We start from the raw sequence: 17,481 nt of genomic DNA, 5'->3' as shown, positions 1-17,481 counted from the left end.
CACAAGTCTCAAAGAGTGGAACGAACGTACACGAATGACGCATTTGTATAAATATTGACGCATTTGACCGTTTGCGCAGGTCTTTTCTGGTGCATGCGTTGCTTTTCTATTGGGCAAACAGGGCTGTTCGCGCCCTCGCTTGGTGCATCAATGGAATGGGCGCCGACTGGCTTGTGCTTGAGCCGCCAGACCTTTTCAGGCAGGCGCAAATCTTCGACGCATCCGGTTGACCGGATGGCGTAGAACGACGGGGTAGGGGAGGCCGTTGGAGACGGTTGCCCGGGACCTTGCAGGCGATGGCGAATGGACAGCGCATCGTCGGCGGTGTTGAAGTCGCGGCTCGCAGTGAAGTTGTCACTGTGGAGGTTGCTGGTGGCGCGTGACAGTGGCGTATCGAGGATCAGCCCCGCTGTCTGCCAAACCCGGAGCGGAAAGGTCTTACGCATGCAAACCTCATTTTTTCTTTTTCTAGGGCATATCTGAGGATTGGCCTTGTGGGCCGCGGTAACTCGCCTTTCTATGGGGCGTGGATGCAGCCCCATGGACCCTGTGCGGCGATGGCGATCACTTGTTGTGTTGTTGTTTGTCGATTCGCCGATGCCGAAATTAAGTCATGCTGAAATCGTGGTCAACGAAAATTAAGCCTGACTAACATTTCTCTTGCGCACAGGTACCTCTGTAAGGTTCGGCAGGCGACTGCGGGTGGGGCTTACGCTGCCGAATGGTCGTCGAACAGGCCCATGGTCGTGACCGTCAGGACTTCCGCCGGGCCGTTACCGACATTGGCCAGGCAGTGGGTCTTGGTCGAGTCGAAGTGCACCGAGTCGCCGGCGCCAAGTGGGTATTGCTGATCTTCGATGGTGTAGACGATCTGTCCCGAAAGAACGTAGGAAAACTCAGAGCCATCGTGGGAGATCAGTTCCGACTGATAGCCCACCGGGATGTTCATTTTCACCGCGTTGATCAGGTTGCCGGGAAAGGAGCTGGACAGCCGTTCGTAGGCCAGTGGCTGACCTTCGATGGTGTAGCGCACGCGCTTGCCGTCGTGGGAGTCGGGTTGCGCCTGGGTCGGCTGGTCGAACAGAGCGTTCAGCGGAACGTTCAGCGACTTGGCAATGTTGACCAGAGACGAGATCGATACACCGGTGAGATTGCGTTCCGCTTGGGAGAGGAAACTGGCGGTCAGGCCGGATTCACTGGCAATTTGGCGCAGGGTTTTCTTGGCGGCGCGGCGATAGCGGCGCAGGCGTTCGCCGATGCGATCTGCGGTCATTAGAGAGACTCTTATAGGAAAGAAGCAGTATACCCGGCAGACACCCATGACGCCTGGCAGGCGCAATACCGAGGTGCGTAACTTTAGCATCACCCTGGTGGCCGAACGCACCTTCCCTGAGCTGAGTTCATCGAGTGCCGGTTGAAATGCCTGGTCACGAAAAACGGCGGTGACCTCGGTTTGCGCTGGAGGTTACCGCCGTTGGGGGACTCTGGGAGAGGTTTACGGCATCAGCACTTCGATGGCGCCGTCGGCGGTCATGCTGACCTGGCTGGTGCCAGCCTCGACTTCCGGAGTCACGGGCGCCGAATCCATGCTGGCGGCCTTCATCATCATTGGCGCACGCAGGTAGGGCTGTGGATAACCGTTGCTGTTGAGGTTCAGGTTGACGATTTTGTAGCCCTTGCCACCCAGGGCTTCGGTGGCCAGTTGAGCACGGGCCTTGAACGCCTTGACCGCGTCCTTGAGCAGGGCATCTTCGCTGGCCTTGCGGGTCGGGTCGGCGATGGCGAAGTCCATGCCCGCCATTTTCAGGTCGCCCAGCAGTTCGCCGGTGAGCTTGGACAAGGCGGCGAAGTCGGAGCTTTCCAGGCGCAGTTCGGCGCGCTCACGCCAGCCGGTGATCTTCTGGCCTTTGTCGTCGTAGATCGGGTAGCTGTTGCGGCTGCCCTGGCGCAGCGTCACATCCTTGACCTGGCGGGCCTGACCCAGGGCCTTGTTCATGGTGCTGGTGATTTCTGCAGCAAGTTTGGCCGGGTCGCTGTTCTGCGACTCGCTGTAGAGGGTCACGATCATCAGGTCCCGTGCCACTTCCTGGCTGACTTCGGCACGCAGGGAAATCTGGTTGTAGTGCAGTTCATCGGCGGCCAGGGCGGGCAGACTGGTGAGGGTGCCGGCGCTGAGGGCCAGAAGGGCGAGGCTGCGACTGAAATGCTGCATGGAAACTCCTTGAGTGCGGTCCGCAGGATCAGCTCAGAGCCTGCGTGAAACATTCAGACAGTGTGGGGCTGCGGCAAGTTTCAAGCCGCAAGCTGCATGTTGAGAGCCAATACGCTTGTAGCTCAAAGCGTGCAGCTTGCCACTGTTTTTCTGTGACGCTTTGCCGCAGTTTTGCCTGTGGCGGGGGCTGCTTGGTTATACTCCCGCCGATTGCCCTGGAGCGCTCATCAGGAGAGCTCATGCTCGCCCCCGTAAAATTATTGTCTGCCACTCGTCAGAACCTCTGGCGCCTGACCTTTATTCGTACCCTGGTTCTGGCTGCTCAGGCCGGTTCGGTGGGGCTCGCCTATTGGTTGGAACTGTTGCCACTGCCCTGGTTGCAACTGGGCGTCACCTTGATGTTTTCCATGGTGCTCTGTGCCTTCACCGCCATCCGCTTGCGAACCTCGTGGCCGGTGACGGAGCTGGAATATGCCCTGCAACTGGCTTGTGACCTGTTTATCCACAGTGTGCTGCTGTATTTCTCCGGCGGCTCTACCAACCCCTTCGTCTCCTATTACCTGGTGCCCCTGACGATCGCCGCCGTGACCTTGCCCTGGCGCTATTCGGTGGTGCTGTCGGGTATTGCCCTGACCCTCTACACCTTGTTGCTGGCGCGGTTCTATCCCTTGCAGACTTTCCCCATCGCCCGGGAAAACCTGCAGGTCTATGGCATGTGGCTGAGTTTTGCCCTGGCGGCGGCGGTGATCACCTTCTTCGCTGCACGCATGGCCGAAGAACTGCGCCGTCAGGAAGAGTTGCGGGCGATCCGCCGTGAAGAAGGCCTGCGCGATCAGCAATTGCTGGCCGTGGCGACCCAGGCCGCCGGTGCCGCCCATGAGTTGGGCACGCCGCTGGCGACCATGAGCGTATTGCTCAAGGAGATGCGCCAGGACCATCCCGACCCGCTGTTGCAGGATGACCTCAGCGTGCTCCAGGACCAGGTCAAGTTGTGCAAGGAAACCCTGCAGCAACTGGTGCGCGCCGCCGAGGCCAATCGCCGTATGGCGGTGGAGATGCAGGAAGTCACCCAGTGGCTGGACGAAGCCTTGAATCGCTGGCACCTGATGCGTCCCGAGGCCAGCTACCGCTTTCATCTGCTGGGAGAGGGACCAGTGCCGCGCTTGGCGCCGCCGCCGGACTTGACCCAGGCCTTGCTCAATCTGTTGAACAATGCAGCCGATGCCTGTGCCGAAGGTCTGGAAGTGCGCCTGGACTGGGATGCGGAAAACCTCACCATCAGTATTCGTGACCACGGCGCCGGAGTACCCTTGGCCATCGCCGAGCAGATCGGCAAACCGTTTTTTACCACCAAGGGCAAAGGCTTCGGCCTGGGCCTGTTTTTGAGCAAGGCCAGCGTGACCCGCGCCGGCGGCTCAGTGAAACTCTACAGTCATGAGGAAGGCGGAACGCTCACCGAGCTGCGCCTGCCCCGTGCCGCCCGAGGAGACGACCATGAGTGAAGAGATCCAAGTCGAAGGCGAAGAACTGCCGCATCTGTTGCTGGTGGATGATGACGCCACCTTTACCCGGGTAATGGCACGCGCCATGAGCCGCCGGGGCTTTCGCGTCAGTACCGCAGGTTCCGCGGAAGAGGGCCTGACCATCGCCCAGCAGGATCTGCCGGACTACGCCGCGCTGGACCTGAAGATGGATGGCGACTCCGGGCTGGTGCTGCTGCCCAAGCTGCTGGAGCTGGACCCGGAAATGCGCGTCCTGATCCTCACCGGCTATTCAAGCATCGCCACGGCGGTGGAAGCCATCAAACGCGGTGCCTGCAACTACCTGTGCAAACCCGCGGACGCCGATGATGTGCTGGCCGCGCTGCTCTCCGAACATGCGGACCTGGACACCCTGGTGCCGGAAAACCCGATGTCCGTGGACCGTCTGCAATGGGAGCACATCCAGCGTGTGCTGACCGAGCACGAAGGTAATATCTCCGCCACTGCCCGGGCCCTGGGCATGCATCGCCGTACCTTGCAGCGCAAACTGCAGAAGCGTCCCGTGCGTCGCTGAACCGCGACTGAATGAATGTCGCTGGACACCGTGAAAAAGCGAGCCGATCTACTAAGATCGGCTCAACGCTTGTCCTTCTCCCTATCGAGCCACAACGATGAATCAGAACGCTGAGTACTCCGCGGTCAACGATGCTGTGCGCGGTCAATTTTTTCGCCGGGTCTGGGCCATGATTACCCCTTACTGGCGTAGTGAAGAGAAGGGCAAGGCCTGGCTGCTGCTGATCGCGGTGATTGGCCTGTCGCTGTTCAGTGTCGCCATTTCGGTATGGATCAACAGTTGGTACAAGGACTTCTACAACGCCTTGCAGAAGAAGGACGAGGCGGCTTTCTGGAGCCTGATCCTGTATTTCTGCGGGATCGCCGCGGTGGCCATTCTCGGTGCGGTGTATCGCTTGTACCTGACCCAGATGCTGACCATCCGTTGGCGCGCCTGGCTGACCGAAAGACACTTTGCCCGTTGGCTGGGCAACAAGAACTACTACCAGCTGGAGCAGGGCGGCTACACCGATAACCCCGACCAGCGGATTTCCGAAGACCTCAACGGCTTCACCACCAACACCTTGTCCCTGGGCCTGGGTTTGATCCGCAACGTGGTCAGTCTGGTGTCCTTCTCCATCATCCTCTGGGGCGTATCCGGCAGTATCGAGGTCATGGGCTATACCATTCCCGGCTATATGTTCTGGTGCGCCCTGGTGTATGCGGCGGTCGGCAGTTGGCTGACCCACCTGATCGGGCGTCGCTTGATCGGCCTGAACAATCAACAGCAACGTTTTGAAGCCGACCTGCGTTTCTCCATGGTGCGAGTCCGGGAGAACGCCGAGAGCATTGCCCTTTACGACGGCGAGAAGAATGAGAACCAGCGTCTGAGCAGCCGTTTCAGCAAGGTCTGGCACAACTTCTGGGACATCATGAAGGTCTCCAAGCGCCTGACCTTCTTCACCGCCGGTTATGGCCAGATCGCGATCATCTTCCCGTTTATTGTCGCCGCGCCGCGTTACTTCGCCGGCAAGATCGAGCTGGGAGAGCTGATGCAGATCAACTCGGCGTTCGGCAATGTCCAGGAGAACTTCAGTTGGTTTATCAGCGCTTATTCGGACCTCGCCGCCTGGCGCGCTACCTGTGACCGTCTGTTGAGCTTCCGCCAGGCCATGAGTGAAAACGAGGAGCGTCCTCCGGCGATTGACGTGCAGCACCAGGGCGAACAATTGCAGGTGCGTGATCTGGGACTGGATCTGGCGGATGGCCGTCATTTGCTGGCCGGTGCCCAGATGACCGTGAATCCTGGCGAGCGACTGATGCTCAGTGGTCGCTCCGGCAGTGGCAAGAGCACCCTGTTGCGAGCCATGGGACGCTTGTGGCCGGCGGGGCACGGGAGCATCTTGCTGCCGAACCAGCGCTACCTGTTCCTGCCGCAGAAGCCCTACCTGCCCATTGGCAGCCTGCGGGAAGCCTTGAGTTATCCACAGTCGGGCGACAGCTACCCCCAGGAGCGTTATGCACAGGTCCTGGAAACTTGCCGTCTGCCCCATCTGGTGGCGCGTCTGGACGAGAGCAATCACTGGCAGCGCATGTTGTCGCCGGGGGAGCAGCAGCGGCTAGCGTTTGCCCGGGCGCTGCTCTATGCGCCGCAATGGCTGTACATGGATGAGGCGACTTCGGCCATGGATGAAGAAGATGAAGCCAATCTGTACCAGGCGTTGATCGATCAGTTGCCGGGGCTGAGCATTGTCAGCGTCGGCCATCGCAGCAGCCTCAAGCGCTTCCATCCCCGTCATGTACGCATTGAGCAGGGGCATTTGCTGGAACAGACGGTGACCGTATGACGCTGGCCAGGTAAGCCTTGCCGCTTGGCTTGAGTGCGAGGTTCGGGAGGACGTCTCGGTGAAATCAGGGGTTGGCGATCATTGAGGGCAATGACGCCGGCTGCGCCAGGGCCATGAACCGGCGCTGGCGCAGCGGAGCAGGAGGCCTGCTCGCGGGTGAGCCCGCTCCTACAGCGCGCGGTTAGGCTTTGTGCAGGATCGAACGGTCAACTCGTACGGCCAGTTGGCCGCTTCCCGGCTTGGCGTTGAAGGCCACGTTGCCGTGTTCATCCACGCAGGCGCGGGCAATCGGAGCGCCGTTGAGCAGCAGCTCCAGAGGTGCGTCCTTGAGGGATTGCCCGGAGGCCAGTTGCAGTTTCAGGTTGATAGCCATGGTGATTTCCTTATCAGGCGTTACGGTCGATGAAGCGGCTGGCGTTCTTGTCGATGGAGCCGATCAGCTCCGGCGAGCCACCGCGGAACTGACGGAACACATTGCGTCCGGTGGCGCTGCTGTTGCTGGTGCCGGCCGGGATGCTCAAGGTCGGCTGGAAGCTGTCGCTCAGTTCCATGTAGGCCGACCAGGGACCGATGTATGACTCGTTCAAGCCGTTGGTTTCGCTGAGGGCATAGCGCACCGCCTGGCCAGGGAGCCAGTTGGGCTCGCTGGGGGTGTGGCTTTGCCAGCCATCGGCCAGGATTGTCGGGACCGCGCTTGGGGTTTCCAGGTAGCCCGCCGGCTTGTTCGGGCTGTAGTTCTTCAGCAGCAGGTAGGTGCTCCAGCCCCACCAGTTGTCGATGGTCTTGCTGTCATTGAGATTGTTGACGTCGCTGCGGCGCAGCACTTTGTCACCGCTCATCACGAACAGTGGCGAGAAGTTGCCGCTCTTGGCGGCATTCAGGTCCGGCAAGGCCTTGAGGGTCGCGTAACTGGCGGGCGCCGGCAGGTTGCCGCTGAGGTAGCTGGTAAAGATCTCGTCTGCCGAACGCTGCACCGCCTGTTTCACCTGCTGGCGATTGCGATGATCGACGCTGTCGAAATAACGCTTGTCGCCGTAGGCGTGCCAGCGGTCGCCCTGGGCGTTACTGACATTGAGGCCGAACTTGCTGTCCTCGTCGTGCATGAAACGGGTAATCAGCGAGCCCAGGTCGCTGGGGGTGACCACCGCCGCCACCTGTTTGCGTGGCACTCGTACGTGGCCGGCAGAAAACAGGTCGGTGAGGAAGTGGTCGGCGAAGGCGTTCATCGCGTAGGCCAGTTCCAGTTGCTTGTCGTCGGCAGTCTTGCCCGCCAGTACCGCTTGTTGCAGGGCGGCCGTGTGCCCGGCGATATACGCCGTCAGGGCCCATTCGCCAAAGTGGTCGGCATTGTTGGCCGCCAGCTTCAGGTAGCGCCCCAGAGGGAACAGGGCGGAGACCACGCTGCCGCCGCCGGTGATCCGGTTCCACTCTTCAGACAGGGTATCGCCCAGGGCGTCATAGGCTTCGTGGGGCTGTTTGCCGTCGCGGATCGCCTGGTTGGCGGCAACGATTTCCTTCTGCATCACCGCGAGGATCTGTCGGGCTTCGTCTTTCGCCGCCGGCAGTACGGCCAGGGAGTTGAAGGCCGCGGTAAAGCGTTGCACTCGATCAGCCGGCGTTGCGCCTTCGCAGATCGGCTGCTCGGGAATACCGTAGAAATCGCCGCCGAGCGCAACCACCTGGCCGTAAGTCAGGGCCAGGCCGTTGGGCAGGTGCAGTTCGACCTGCCACGCGGGAATGGCCGGCGCATCCTTGACGAAGCGCAGCAGGGTGCTGTCGCCAATGGCGGTGTGTTCACCGCCCTCAAAACGCAATTGAGGCAGGCCCCTGGCGGACTTTTGCGGGGTGTGGGGCAAATCTTCCGGGCGGTGGTACTTGATGGTGTGGTGGCCGTCGGCGACCAGCACCAGGGTGTCGCCATCGCCGGAAATGGCGACGCCTTGTTCAGTGAACAAACGGTCCAGATCGGCAATGATCTTGCCGGCCTGTTGTGGCTGTTGCTGCATCTGTGCAGAGAGTCCTGACATTTCTAGCTCCTTGATATGTCATGATTATGCTTGGTTTAACTGTATGTATATACAGTTATCGTGAGCATAATTGAAAATGACACGCCGTCAAGAAGACGGTTACGTGAGGGCGGGTTGATTGGATTATCATTAGCGCCCTAACGACAGGCTCAAGGTCCCCCCGCGCATGCTGGCTATTTTTTTCGAAACCCTGGCGATCACTGCGCCGGTGTTTGCGATGCTGTTTCTGGGGCTGCTACTCAAGCGGGTGGGGTGGATCAACGACAACTTCATCCATACGGCGTCGGCCCTGGTGTTCAACGTCACCATGCCGGCCTTGCTGTTTCTCGGCATTGTCCATGCCGACCTGCATGCCTCACTGAAGCCTGGCGTGCTGATCTACTTTTCGCTGGCCACCCTGGTCTGTTTTGCCCTGGCCTGGGGCTGGGCCATCTGGCGTTGCCCGAAGGTGGATCGGGGGATCTATACCCAGGGGGCGTTTCGCGGCAATAACGCGATCATCGGCCTGGCCCTGGCAGCCAGCATGTATGGGGATTACGGGATTTCCCTGGGGGCGCTGCTCGCCGCGTTGGTGATTCTTTACTACAACACCCTGTCGACGGTGGTCCTGGCGGTCTACAGCCCGGCGATCAAGTCCGACCCTTGGAGCATCTGCAAAAGTGTGTTCAGCAATCCGTTGATTGTCAGCGTGCTGGTGGCTGCGCCGTTTGCCTACTGGCAGATCAGCCTTCCCGGCTGGCTGGAGACTTCGGGAAAATACCTGGCACAGATGAGTCTGCCTCTGGCGCTGATCTGCATCGGCGGCACATTGTCCATGGCGGCCTTGCGCAACAGTGGGCGGATGGCCGTGAGCTCCAGCCTGCTGAAGATGGTCAGCCTGCCGACGCTGGCAACCTTTGGCGCTTGGTTATGCGGTTTTCGCGGGGCGGAACTGGGGATTCTGTTTCTGTATTTCGGCAGTCCGACTGCTGCAGCGAGCTATGTCATGGCCCGGGCGGCCAATGGCAATCATGAGCTGGCGGCGGCCATTATCGTCATCACCACCGTGATGGCGGCAGTGACCACCAACATTGGGATCTTTGTGTTGCAGTGGGGTGGGTGGATCTGAAGCTGTTCGCCGGCAAGCCGGCTCTTACAAGGCAGCGCCAGGAGGCGGCTTGTCGACGAACAACGGGTTCACTGCGGCTGCTGATAAGCGTCAATCACTTCCTGGGCTGCGCGAAACGCATCGATGGCGGCCGGCACTCCGGCATACACCGCGCAATGCAGCAGCGCTTCACGTATCTCTTCCACGGTGCAGCCGTTGTTCAGGGCGCCACGCACGTGGCCCTTCAACTCCTGGGGACACTTCAGCGCGGTCAGCGTTGCCAGGGTGATCAGGCTACGGGTTTTCAATGGCAGGCCATCACGGTTCCACACGCCGCCCCAAGCGTGTTCGTTGACGAACTCCTGCAGTGGCTGGGTGAATTCGGTGGCGTTGCCCAGAGCTCGGTCGACGAAGGCGTCGCCCATCACTTGGCGACGCATTTGCAGTCCGCTTTTCTTGTTTTCGCTCATGGCGCTTCTCTCTTGTGTTGGCGGCGCCAGGCCCGTAGCGAACTGAACAGCAGAAACGCCACCAGCGCTGGCAGGACGAAAAACAGCATCAAGTGTTCCAGCTTGCCCGCCAGGGGCATGCCCGTGGTGAAGGACACCACGTGCAGTCCATAGGCCAGGTACAGGCCGAGAAACAGCAAGCCTTCGGCCCGGGTCACGCGATACCCCGAATAGAACACCGGCAGGCACAGCACCGCGACGCCGAGCATCACCGGCAAGTCGAAATCCAGGGCGTTGGGCGAAACCGAGAGCGGCGTCGGAGCCACCAGGGCGGTAAACCCCAGGACCCCCAGCAAGTTGAAGAGATTGCTGCCGATGACATTGCCCACGGCGATATCCCGCTGGCCCCGCAGGGCCGCGAGCAGGGAAGTGGCGAGCTGGGGCAGGGAGGTGCTGACGGCAATCACCGTCAGTCCCATGACCCGCTCCGACAAGCCCAGATCGTCGGCCACGGTGACGGCGGCGCCTAGCAGCAAGTGTCCGGCGAAGACCAGCAGCCCCAGGCCTATAAGCACCATCAGCATGCTGCTGAACCTGGGCGCGAAACCGCGCTGGCCGGCTGGAGCGGGCAGGTGATGGCGTGCCGAGTGCCGCGACTGGCGCAACAGCAGGAGCAGGTACAGCACCAGGGCCGCCAGCAGGATGACGCCGTCGGAGGGGCTGAGACGCTTGTTATAGGCCAGCATGAATACCAGCAGGCTGGCACCGATCATCAACGGGATGTCCAGGCGCACCAGCTGTCGCGATACCCGCAGCGGAATGATCAGGGCCGATAGACCCAGGGTCACCAGGATGTTGAAGATGCTGCTGCCGATCACGCTGCCTACGGCGATATCGGTGTTGTCGGCCAGGGTCGCCTGCAGGCTGATGGCCATCTGCGGCGCGCTGCTGCCGAAGGCGACGATGCTCAAGCCCATGATCAGCGGACGTACATGCAGGCGTGCGGACAAACGTACTGCGGCACGCACCAGCAACTCGGCGCCGACGATCAGCATCACCAGGCCGCTGATGAGTTGGATCAGGCTGAGCAGGGGCAGTTCGGCAAAGGCGGTAATGGCTCGGGCTCCGTCGTTCAGTCGCTGAGGGCTTGGATGCGTACTTTGGCGGTGCCGCTGCGCAGCATGCCCAGCTGTTGCGCGGCAGCGCGGGATAAGTCGATCAGGCGGCCGCGAGTGTGCGGGCCACGATCGTTGATACGGACCACGACGCTTTTGCCGTTGCCCTGGTTGGTGACTTGCACTCGGGTGCCGAACGGCAGTTCGCGATGGGCCGCAGTGAGGCCGTTCTGATCGAAGGGCTCGCCGCTGGCGGTGCGTTTGCCATGATGGCGGGCGCCGTAATAGGAGGCTGTCCCGGTCTGGTCATAACCTCGAGGGTCGACGATATGGCTGCTTGCGCAGCCCGTGAGCAGAGCGAGCAGGGCACAGGCCACGAACCAGGGACGGGGAGTCATTATTCGCAGGAACTGGCTTGCCAGCGAAGACGGGCTTGCATCCCCGCGATTTCGACTGACAAGCCAAGGCTGCATTTTTCGATCAGCCTTCGAGCTTGCTTTTCAGCAGCTCGTTGACCTGTTGCGGGTTGGCCTTGCCCTTGGACGCTTTCATCGCCTGGCCGACGAAGAAGCCGAACATCTTGCCGCGCTTGGCCTCGTCGGCGGCGCGGTACTGTTCGACCTGTTCGGCGTTGGCCGCGAGCATTTCATCCAGCACCGCGGAGATCGCGCCGCTGTCGGTGACTTGCTTGAGGCCGCGCTTGTCGATGATCTCGTCGGCGCTGCCCTCGCCATTGGCCATGGCTTCGAACACGGTCTTGGCGATCTTGCCGGAGATGGTGTTGTCCTTGATCCGCAGCAGCATGCCGCCCAGCTGTTCGGCGGAAACCGGGGCTTCGTCGATTTCCAGACCCTGCTTGTTGAGCAGGCTGCCCAGTTCGACCATGACCCAGTTGGCGGCGAGCTTGGCGTCACCGGCAATGCTGGCAACTTTCTCGAAGTAGTCCGCCTGCTCGCGGCTGGTGGCCAGGACGCTGGCGTCGTAGACCGACAGGCCGAACTGCTCCTGGAAGCGCTCGCGTTTCTGCGGTGGCAGTTCTGGCAGGGTGGCACGTACCTGGTCGAGGAAGGAATCCTCGATAACCACGGGCAGCAGGTCCGGATCGGGGAAGTAACGGTAGTCGTTGGCTTCTTCCTTGCTGCGCATCGGACGGGTTTCGTCCTTGTTCGGGTCGTACAGGCGGGTCTGCTGGATCACTTTGCCGCCGTCTTCGATCAGATCGATCTGGCGACGGATCTCGCTGTTGATCGCCTTCTCGATGAAGCGGAACGAGTTGACGTTCTTGATCTCGCAGCGGGTGCCAAACTCGACCTGGCCCTTGGGGCGGACCGAGACGTTGCAGTCGCAACGCAGCGAGCCTTCGGCCATGTTGCCGTCGCAGATGCCCAGGTAGCGAACCAGCGCGTGGATCGACTTGACGTAGGCCACGGCTTCCTTGGCGCTGCGCATGTCCGGCTCGGACACGATTTCCAGCAGCGGCGTGCCGGCGCGGTTCAGGTCGATGCCGGTGGCACCGTTGAACTCTTCGTGCAGGCTCTTGCCGGCGTCTTCTTCCAGGTGCGCGCGGGTGATGCCGACGCGTTTCATGGTGCCGTCTTCCAGAGGGATGTCCAGGTGGCCCTTGCCAACGATTGGCAGCTCCATCTGGCTGATCTGGTAACCCTTGGGCAGGTCCGGGTAGAAGTAGTTCTTGCGGGCGAACACGTTGTGCTGGCCGATCTCGGCGTCTACCGCCAGGCCGAACATCACCGCCATGCGCACCGCTTCCTGGTTCAGCACCGGCAGCACGCCGGGCATGCCCAGGTCGATCAGGCTGGCCTGGGTGTTGGGCTCGGCACCGAAGGCGGTGGAGCTACCGGAGAAAATCTTCGATTGAGTGGTGAGCTGGGTATGAATCTCCAGCCCGATCACGACTTCCCATTGCATGTGTGTCTCCTCAGAAGCCGGTTGGGGTGCGGGTGTGCCAGTCAGTGTTCAACTGATACTGGTGCGCAACGTTGAGCAAGCGGCCTTCCTGGAAATACGGGGCGAGCAGTTGCACGCCGACCGGCAAGCCGTCGACGAAACCGGCCGGCATCGACAGGCCCGGCAGGCCCGCGAGGTTGGCGGTGATGGTGTAGACGTCTTCCAGGTACGCGGCGACCGGATCGCTGCTCTTGGCGCCGAGCTTCCAGGCCGGGTTGGGCGTGGTCGGGCCGAGGATGATGTCGACTTCGTTGAAAGCGGTCATGAAGTCGTTCTTCACCAGGCGACGGATTTTCTGCGCCTTGAGGTAGTAGGCGTCGTAGTAGCCGGCGGACAGCGCGTAGGCGCCGACCATGATCCGGCGCTGCACTTCGCTGCCGAAGCCTTCGCCACGGGAGCGCTTGTACAGGTCTTCAAGGTTGGCCGGGTTCTCGCAACGGTAGCCGAAGCGCACGCCGTCGAAACGCGACAGGTTGGAGGAGGCTTCCGCCGGGGCGATCACGTAGTACGCGGGAATCGCGTGCTGCATGTTCGGCAGGCTGATTTCCTTGATCACCGCACCGAGCTTTTCCAGCTCCTTGATGCTGTTGTGGATCAGTTCGGCGATGCGCGGGTCGAGACCGGCGCTGAAGTACTCCTTCGGCACGCCGATGCGCAGGCCCTGCAGCGAGCCGCTGAGGCTGGCGCTGTAGTCCGGCACCGGTTCATCGATGCTGGTGGAGTCGTTCGGGTCGAAGCCGGCCATGCCTTGCAGCAGGATCGCGCAGTCTTCGGCGGTGCGTGCCAGCGGGCCACCCTGATCGAGGCTGGAAGCGTAGGCGATCATGCCCCAGCGGGAAACGCGACCGTAGGTCGGCTTCAGGCCGGTGAGGTTGGTGAAGGCGGCGGGCTGGCGGATCGAACCGCCGGTGTCGGTGGCGGTGGCCGCAGGCAGCAGGCGCGCGGCTACGGCGGCGGCGGAACCACCGGACGAACCGCCGGGCACGTGCTCCAGGTTCCACGGGTTTTTCACTGCGCCGTACCAGCTCGACTCGTTGGCCGAGCCCATGGCGAATTCGTCCATGTTGGTCTTGCCCAGGGTCACGGCTCCGGCCGCGGCCAGCTTGGCGACCACAGTGGCGTCATAGGGCGCCTTGAAGTTGTCGAGCATCTTCGAACCGCAGCTGGTGCGGATGCCTTGGGTGCAGAACAGGTCTTTGTGGGCGATCGGTGTGCCCAGCAGGGCTCCGCTCTCACCGTTGGCGCGACGTTCGTCGGCGGCCTTGGCCTGGCCCAGGGCCAGGTCTTGGGTGAGGCTGATGAAACTGTTGATCTGCGGATCCAGCTGAGCGATGCGCGCCAGCAGGGTCTGGGTCAGTTCTACAGAGGAAAACTTCTTGTCGGCGAGGCCGCGGGCGATCTCGGCCAGAGTCATGTGGTGCATTGCAGGCTCTTTCCCTTTAGTCGATGACTTTCGGAACCAGATACAGGCCGTTTTCGACCGCTGGTGCGATGGACTGATAGGCCTCGCGATGATTGGACTCGGTCACAACGTCTGCGCGCAGGCGCTGGCTGGCTTCCAGAGGGTGGGCCAGGGGCTCGATACCATCGGTATCGACTGCCTGCATTTCATCCACCAGCCCGAGAATGCTGTTAAGGGCGGAGGTGATGTGTGGAAGATCGCCTTCATTGAGCTTGATGCTGGCCAAATGAGCGATTTTTTCCACGTCGGAGCGTTCAAGCGCCATGGGATTCTCCAGTGGAAAACAAAAACGGATTTCGTCCGCGTGTTAGATTGTCGGAACACTACCGCATTTCTACGGTCTTATGGCCGCGATTGTGGGGTTTGGTGCACAGAAAAGCGGCCAATTTAACATATTGGCGCCTTGCCCAAAATCCCTGTCGTTGTTAGAGTTTGCCGCACTTTTTTACCCACGCGTTGCCTAGGGTCCCTTTCCCATGTTCAAGAAACTGCGTGGCATGTTTTCCAGCGATCTTTCCATTGACCTGGGCACTGCCAACACCCTTATTTACGTGCGCGAGCGCGGTATTGTCCTGAATGAACCATCGGTTGTGGCCATTCGGACCCACGGTAATCAGAAAAGTGTTGTTGCGGTTGGTACTGAGGCCAAGCGCATGCTCGGTCGTACTCCGGGCAACATTGCCGCCATTCGTCCGATGAAGGACGGCGTGATCGCCGACTTCAGCGTCTGCGAAAAGATGCTGCAGTACTTCATCAACAAGGTTCATGAAAACAGCTTTCTGCAGCCCAGCCCTCGTGTGCTGATCTGCGTTCCATGCAAGTCCACCCAGGTTGAACGTCGTGCCATCCGTGAGTCGGCCCTTGGCGCCGGTGCCCGTGAAGTGTTCCTGATCGAAGAGCCAATGGCCGCTGCGATCGGTGCCGGCCTGCCGGTTGAAGAAGCCCGTGGTTCGATGGTCGTGGACATCGGTGGTGGTACCACTGAAATCGCCCTGATCTCCCTGAACGGTGTGGTTTATGCCGAATCCGTACGTGTTGGCGGCGACCGTTTCGACGAGGCCATCATCACCTACGTGCGTCGCAACTACGGCAGCCTGATCGGTGAGTCCACCGCTGAGCGCATCAAGCAGGAAATCGGTACTGCCTATCCAGGCGGCGAAGTGCGTGAAGTCGACGTACGCGGCCGTAACCTGGCTGAAGGCGTGCCACGTGCCTTCACCCTGAACTCCAATGAAGTGCTGGAGGCTCTGCAGGAGTCCCTGGCAACCATCGTTCAGGCGGTGAAAAGTGCCCTGGAGCAATCGCCTCCGGAACTGGCTTCGGACATCGCCGAGCGCGGTCTGGTGCTGACCGGTGGTGGCGCTCTGCTGCGTGATCTGGACAAGCTGTTGGCCCAGGAAACCGGTCTGCCGGTGATCGTTGCCGAAGATCCGCTGACCTGTGTTGCTCGCGGCGGTGGCCGTGCATTGGAAATGATGGACAAACACACCATGGACCTGCTCTCCAGCGAGTAACTTCGCCTGTTGCATCTATGCTGTTGCGCTCACAGGCAGCACTTTGCAGTGCTGCCTGTGGCGTTTATCTTCTGTCAATCTGCATCCAGGCCGGTTTGATGCCGTATGAATAAACACAACATTTGCCTGGGAGGAGCGGCTTATTAAACCGCTTTTCGCCAAAGGCCCCTCATTGGGCGTGCGCCTCCTGGTGCTGGTCGTACTGTCGGTCGCACTGATGGTGGTCGATGCCCGCTTCACACTGCTCAAGCCAGTGCGTAGCCAGATGTCGCTGGTGTTGATGCAGTCCTACTGGATCACCGACCTGCCGCAGCGGCTATGGCAGGGCGTTGCCAGTCAATTCGGCAGTCGCACCGAGCTGGTCGCTGAAAACGAAAAACTCAAGACCGAAAACCTGCTGCTGCAGGGGCGCATGCAAAAGCTTGCCGCCTTGACCGAGCAGAACGTGCGTCTGCGCGAGTTGCTCAACTCTTCGGCACTGGTCAACGAGAAGGTTGAAGTGGCCGAGTTGATCGGCATGGACCCGAACCCCTTCACCCACCGCATCATCATCAATAAAGGTGAGCGCGATGGCGTCTTTCTCGGTCAGCCGGTGCTCGATGCCCGTGGCCTGATGGGACAGGTGGTGGAGTTGATGCCCTACACGTCCCGCGTGCTGCTGCTCACCGACACCACCCACAGCATTCCGGTACAGGTCAATCGCAATGGCCTGCGGGCCATTGCCAGTGGCACTGGCAACCCGGAGCGCCTGGAGTTGCGCCACGTGGCCGACACCGCCGATGTCAAGGAAGGCGATTTGCTGGTCAGTTCGGGCCTTGGCCAGCGTTTCCCCGCTGGATATCCGGTGGCCACGGTCAAGGAAGTGATCCACGATTCCGGTCAGCCATTCGCCATTGTGCGAGCGGTGCCCACTGCCGCGCTGAACCGCAGCCGTTACCTGTTACTGGTATTCAGTGATCCGCGCACGGCCGAAGAGCGGGCCAATGATGCGGCCCAGGCTCAGGAAGCCCAGGACCAGCAGGGTGGCAATACCACCCCGGTGGTGCCGACCACGGTGCCCAAGCCTGCGGTGACTCCAGCTGCGACCGCAGCCCCTGCCAGCGCCCCCGCGACTGCACCAGCGACTCCGGTCAAACCGGCCGCCCATGCTCCGGCCAAGCCGGTCAATAAACCTGTGGTGAAACCGGCGGCGGCCAAGCCTCCGGCTGCGGCACCGGCCACCACCGGAGGAAGAGAATAATGGCGGGTAGCACCTATTCGCAAAACGGCTGGATCGTCTGGCTGACGTTTCTGATCGGCATGCTGCTGAGTGTGTCGCCTTTGCCTCAGTTCATGGAAATCCTGCGCCCGCTATGGCTGGCCCTGCTACTGGCCTTTTGGGCCCTGGCCCTGCCGCACAAGGTGGGCATGGTCACGGCTTGGTGCCTTGGGCTGGCGGAGGATGTGCTTTACGGCACGCTCCTGGGGCAGAACGCCTTGATCCTGACGCTGATTACCTTCCTTGTGCTGTCCCTGCAACAGCGTCTGCGGATGTTCCCGATGTGGCAGCAGAGTTTGGTGATCCTGGTGATCTTTGGCTTGGCGCAGTTGGTCCAACTCTGGCTCAGCGCCCTGACCGGTAATCGCCAGCCGACCCTGGCGCTGGTCCTGCCAGCCCTGGTCAGTGCGCTGTTGTGGCCGTGGGTCAGCTTTGGCCTGCGTGGGTTGCGCCGACGTTTCAAAATCAATTAGTTCGGTCAGGCATTGGCCCGCACCTCGACAGGGAGATGT

18 protein-coding genes are annotated in these 17,481 nt (G+C 61.1%); 7 read left to right on the top strand and 11 right to left on the bottom strand.

The window, feature by feature from the left end:
• Positions 1-8: 8 nt before the first annotated feature.
• From J5M73_RS13930 to J5M73_RS13920, 3 genes are all read right to left on the bottom strand, one after another.
• The gene (locus tag J5M73_RS13930; protein ID WP_102861124.1) at positions 9-446 is read right to left on the bottom strand and encodes a hypothetical protein; all 438 of its coding nucleotides are present in this window, start codon (positions 444-446) and stop codon (positions 9-11) included.
• Positions 447-709: 263 nt separating this feature from the next.
• Entirely contained in the window at positions 710-1,273 is a 564-nt protein-coding gene (locus J5M73_RS13925) for a cupin domain-containing protein (RefSeq protein WP_102861125.1), read from the bottom strand.
• Between the two features lie 222 nt (positions 1,274-1,495).
• Positions 1,496-2,212, bottom strand: a complete 717-nt coding sequence (locus J5M73_RS13920) for an SIMPL domain-containing protein (protein ID WP_102861126.1) — start codon at positions 2,210-2,212, stop codon at positions 1,496-1,498.
• A 239-nt stretch (positions 2,213-2,451) separates the two neighbouring features.
• Here J5M73_RS13920 and J5M73_RS13915 point away from each other — a divergent pair, with 239 nt between their 5' ends.
• The 3 genes from J5M73_RS13915 (at position 2,452) to J5M73_RS13905 (ending at position 6,092) form a co-directional block, all read left to right on the top strand.
• Positions 2,452-3,714, top strand: coding sequence for an ATP-binding protein (locus J5M73_RS13915; protein WP_102861127.1), 1,263 nt, complete (start codon positions 2,452-2,454; stop codon positions 3,712-3,714).
• Positions 3,707-4,267 (top strand): response regulator transcription factor, encoded by a 561-nt coding sequence (locus J5M73_RS13910; protein WP_025132017.1) that lies wholly within the window; start codon positions 3,707-3,709, stop codon positions 4,265-4,267. The genes J5M73_RS13915 and J5M73_RS13910 overlap by 8 nt, the downstream gene beginning before the upstream one ends.
• A gap of 97 nt (positions 4,268-4,364) precedes the next feature.
• A complete protein-coding gene (locus J5M73_RS13905; RefSeq protein WP_102861128.1) occupies positions 4,365-6,092 on the top strand; it encodes an ABC transporter ATP-binding protein/permease in 1,728 nt (575 codons plus the stop codon).
• Between the two features lie 181 nt (positions 6,093-6,273).
• Here J5M73_RS13905 and J5M73_RS13900 read toward each other — a convergent pair whose 3' ends face one another.
• On the bottom strand, positions 6,274-6,465 hold the full coding sequence (locus tag J5M73_RS13900; RefSeq protein ID WP_102861129.1) for a hypothetical protein: 192 nt from the start codon (positions 6,463-6,465) through the stop codon (positions 6,274-6,276).
• A 13-nt stretch (positions 6,466-6,478) separates the two neighbouring features.
• A complete protein-coding gene (locus tag J5M73_RS13895; RefSeq protein WP_102861130.1) occupies positions 6,479-8,119 on the bottom strand; it encodes a phospholipase in 1,641 nt (546 codons plus the stop codon).
• Between the two features lie 166 nt (positions 8,120-8,285).
• On the opposite strand from J5M73_RS13895, the gene J5M73_RS13890 reads away from it, so the two are divergent.
• Positions 8,286-9,227: an AEC family transporter gene (locus J5M73_RS13890; protein ID WP_102861131.1), complete on the top strand. Its 942-nt coding sequence runs from the start codon at positions 8,286-8,288 to the stop codon at positions 9,225-9,227.
• Positions 9,228-9,295: 68 nt separating this feature from the next.
• Here the strand turns inward: J5M73_RS13890 and J5M73_RS13885 are convergent, their stop codons facing one another.
• The 6 genes from J5M73_RS13885 to gatC all read right to left on the bottom strand — a co-directional run bounded on the left by J5M73_RS13885 (position 9,296) and on the right by gatC (position 14,462).
• Complete coding sequence (locus J5M73_RS13885) at positions 9,296-9,676, bottom strand: carboxymuconolactone decarboxylase family protein (protein ID WP_102861132.1); 381 nt, start codon at positions 9,674-9,676, stop codon at positions 9,296-9,298.
• The gene (locus tag J5M73_RS13880) at positions 9,673-10,737 is read right to left on the bottom strand and encodes a calcium/sodium antiporter (RefSeq protein WP_102861133.1); all 1,065 of its coding nucleotides are present in this window, start codon (positions 10,735-10,737) and stop codon (positions 9,673-9,675) included. The genes J5M73_RS13885 and J5M73_RS13880 overlap by 4 nt, the downstream gene beginning before the upstream one ends.
• Positions 10,738-10,787: 50 nt before the next feature.
• The gene (locus J5M73_RS13875; protein WP_102861134.1) at positions 10,788-11,168 is read right to left on the bottom strand and encodes a septal ring lytic transglycosylase RlpA family protein; all 381 of its coding nucleotides are present in this window, start codon (positions 11,166-11,168) and stop codon (positions 10,788-10,790) included.
• 82 nt (positions 11,169-11,250) lie between these two features.
• Positions 11,251-12,696 (bottom strand): Asp-tRNA(Asn)/Glu-tRNA(Gln) amidotransferase subunit GatB, encoded by a 1,446-nt coding sequence (gatB, locus tag J5M73_RS13870; protein WP_102861135.1) that lies wholly within the window; start codon positions 12,694-12,696, stop codon positions 11,251-11,253.
• Between the two features lie 10 nt (positions 12,697-12,706).
• A complete protein-coding gene (gatA, locus tag J5M73_RS13865; protein WP_102861136.1) occupies positions 12,707-14,158 on the bottom strand; it encodes an Asp-tRNA(Asn)/Glu-tRNA(Gln) amidotransferase subunit GatA in 1,452 nt (483 codons plus the stop codon).
• A 16-nt stretch (positions 14,159-14,174) separates the two neighbouring features.
• Positions 14,175-14,462, bottom strand: a complete 288-nt coding sequence (gatC, locus tag J5M73_RS13860) for an Asp-tRNA(Asn)/Glu-tRNA(Gln) amidotransferase subunit GatC (RefSeq protein WP_022642307.1) — start codon at positions 14,460-14,462, stop codon at positions 14,175-14,177.
• 211 nt (positions 14,463-14,673) lie between these two features.
• Between gatC and mreB the strand changes: the two genes are divergently transcribed.
• The 3 genes from mreB (at position 14,674) to mreD (ending at position 17,442) form a co-directional block, all read left to right on the top strand.
• Positions 14,674-15,711 carry a rod shape-determining protein MreB gene (mreB, locus tag J5M73_RS13855; protein ID WP_002555108.1) on the top strand — a complete coding sequence of 346 codons (1,038 nt, stop codon included), beginning with the start codon at positions 14,674-14,676 and terminating at the stop codon, positions 15,709-15,711.
• 142 nt (positions 15,712-15,853) lie between these two features.
• Positions 15,854-16,951, top strand: a complete 1,098-nt coding sequence (gene mreC, locus J5M73_RS13850) for a rod shape-determining protein MreC (protein WP_102861137.1) — start codon at positions 15,854-15,856, stop codon at positions 16,949-16,951.
• On the top strand, positions 16,951-17,442 hold the full coding sequence (gene mreD / locus J5M73_RS13845; RefSeq protein WP_102861138.1) for a rod shape-determining protein MreD: 492 nt from the start codon (positions 16,951-16,953) through the stop codon (positions 17,440-17,442). Before mreC ends, mreD begins: the two co-directional genes overlap by 1 nt.
• Positions 17,443-17,481: the final 39 nt, after the last annotated feature.

The sequence above is a fragment of the Pseudomonas sp. 50_B genome (assembly GCF_017491625.1).
Lineage (GTDB): Bacteria > Pseudomonadota > Gammaproteobacteria > Pseudomonadales > Pseudomonadaceae > Aquipseudomonas > Aquipseudomonas danubii.
Note: the sequence above shows the minus strand (reverse complement) of the source record. Positions and strands in the feature narration are given on the sequence as shown.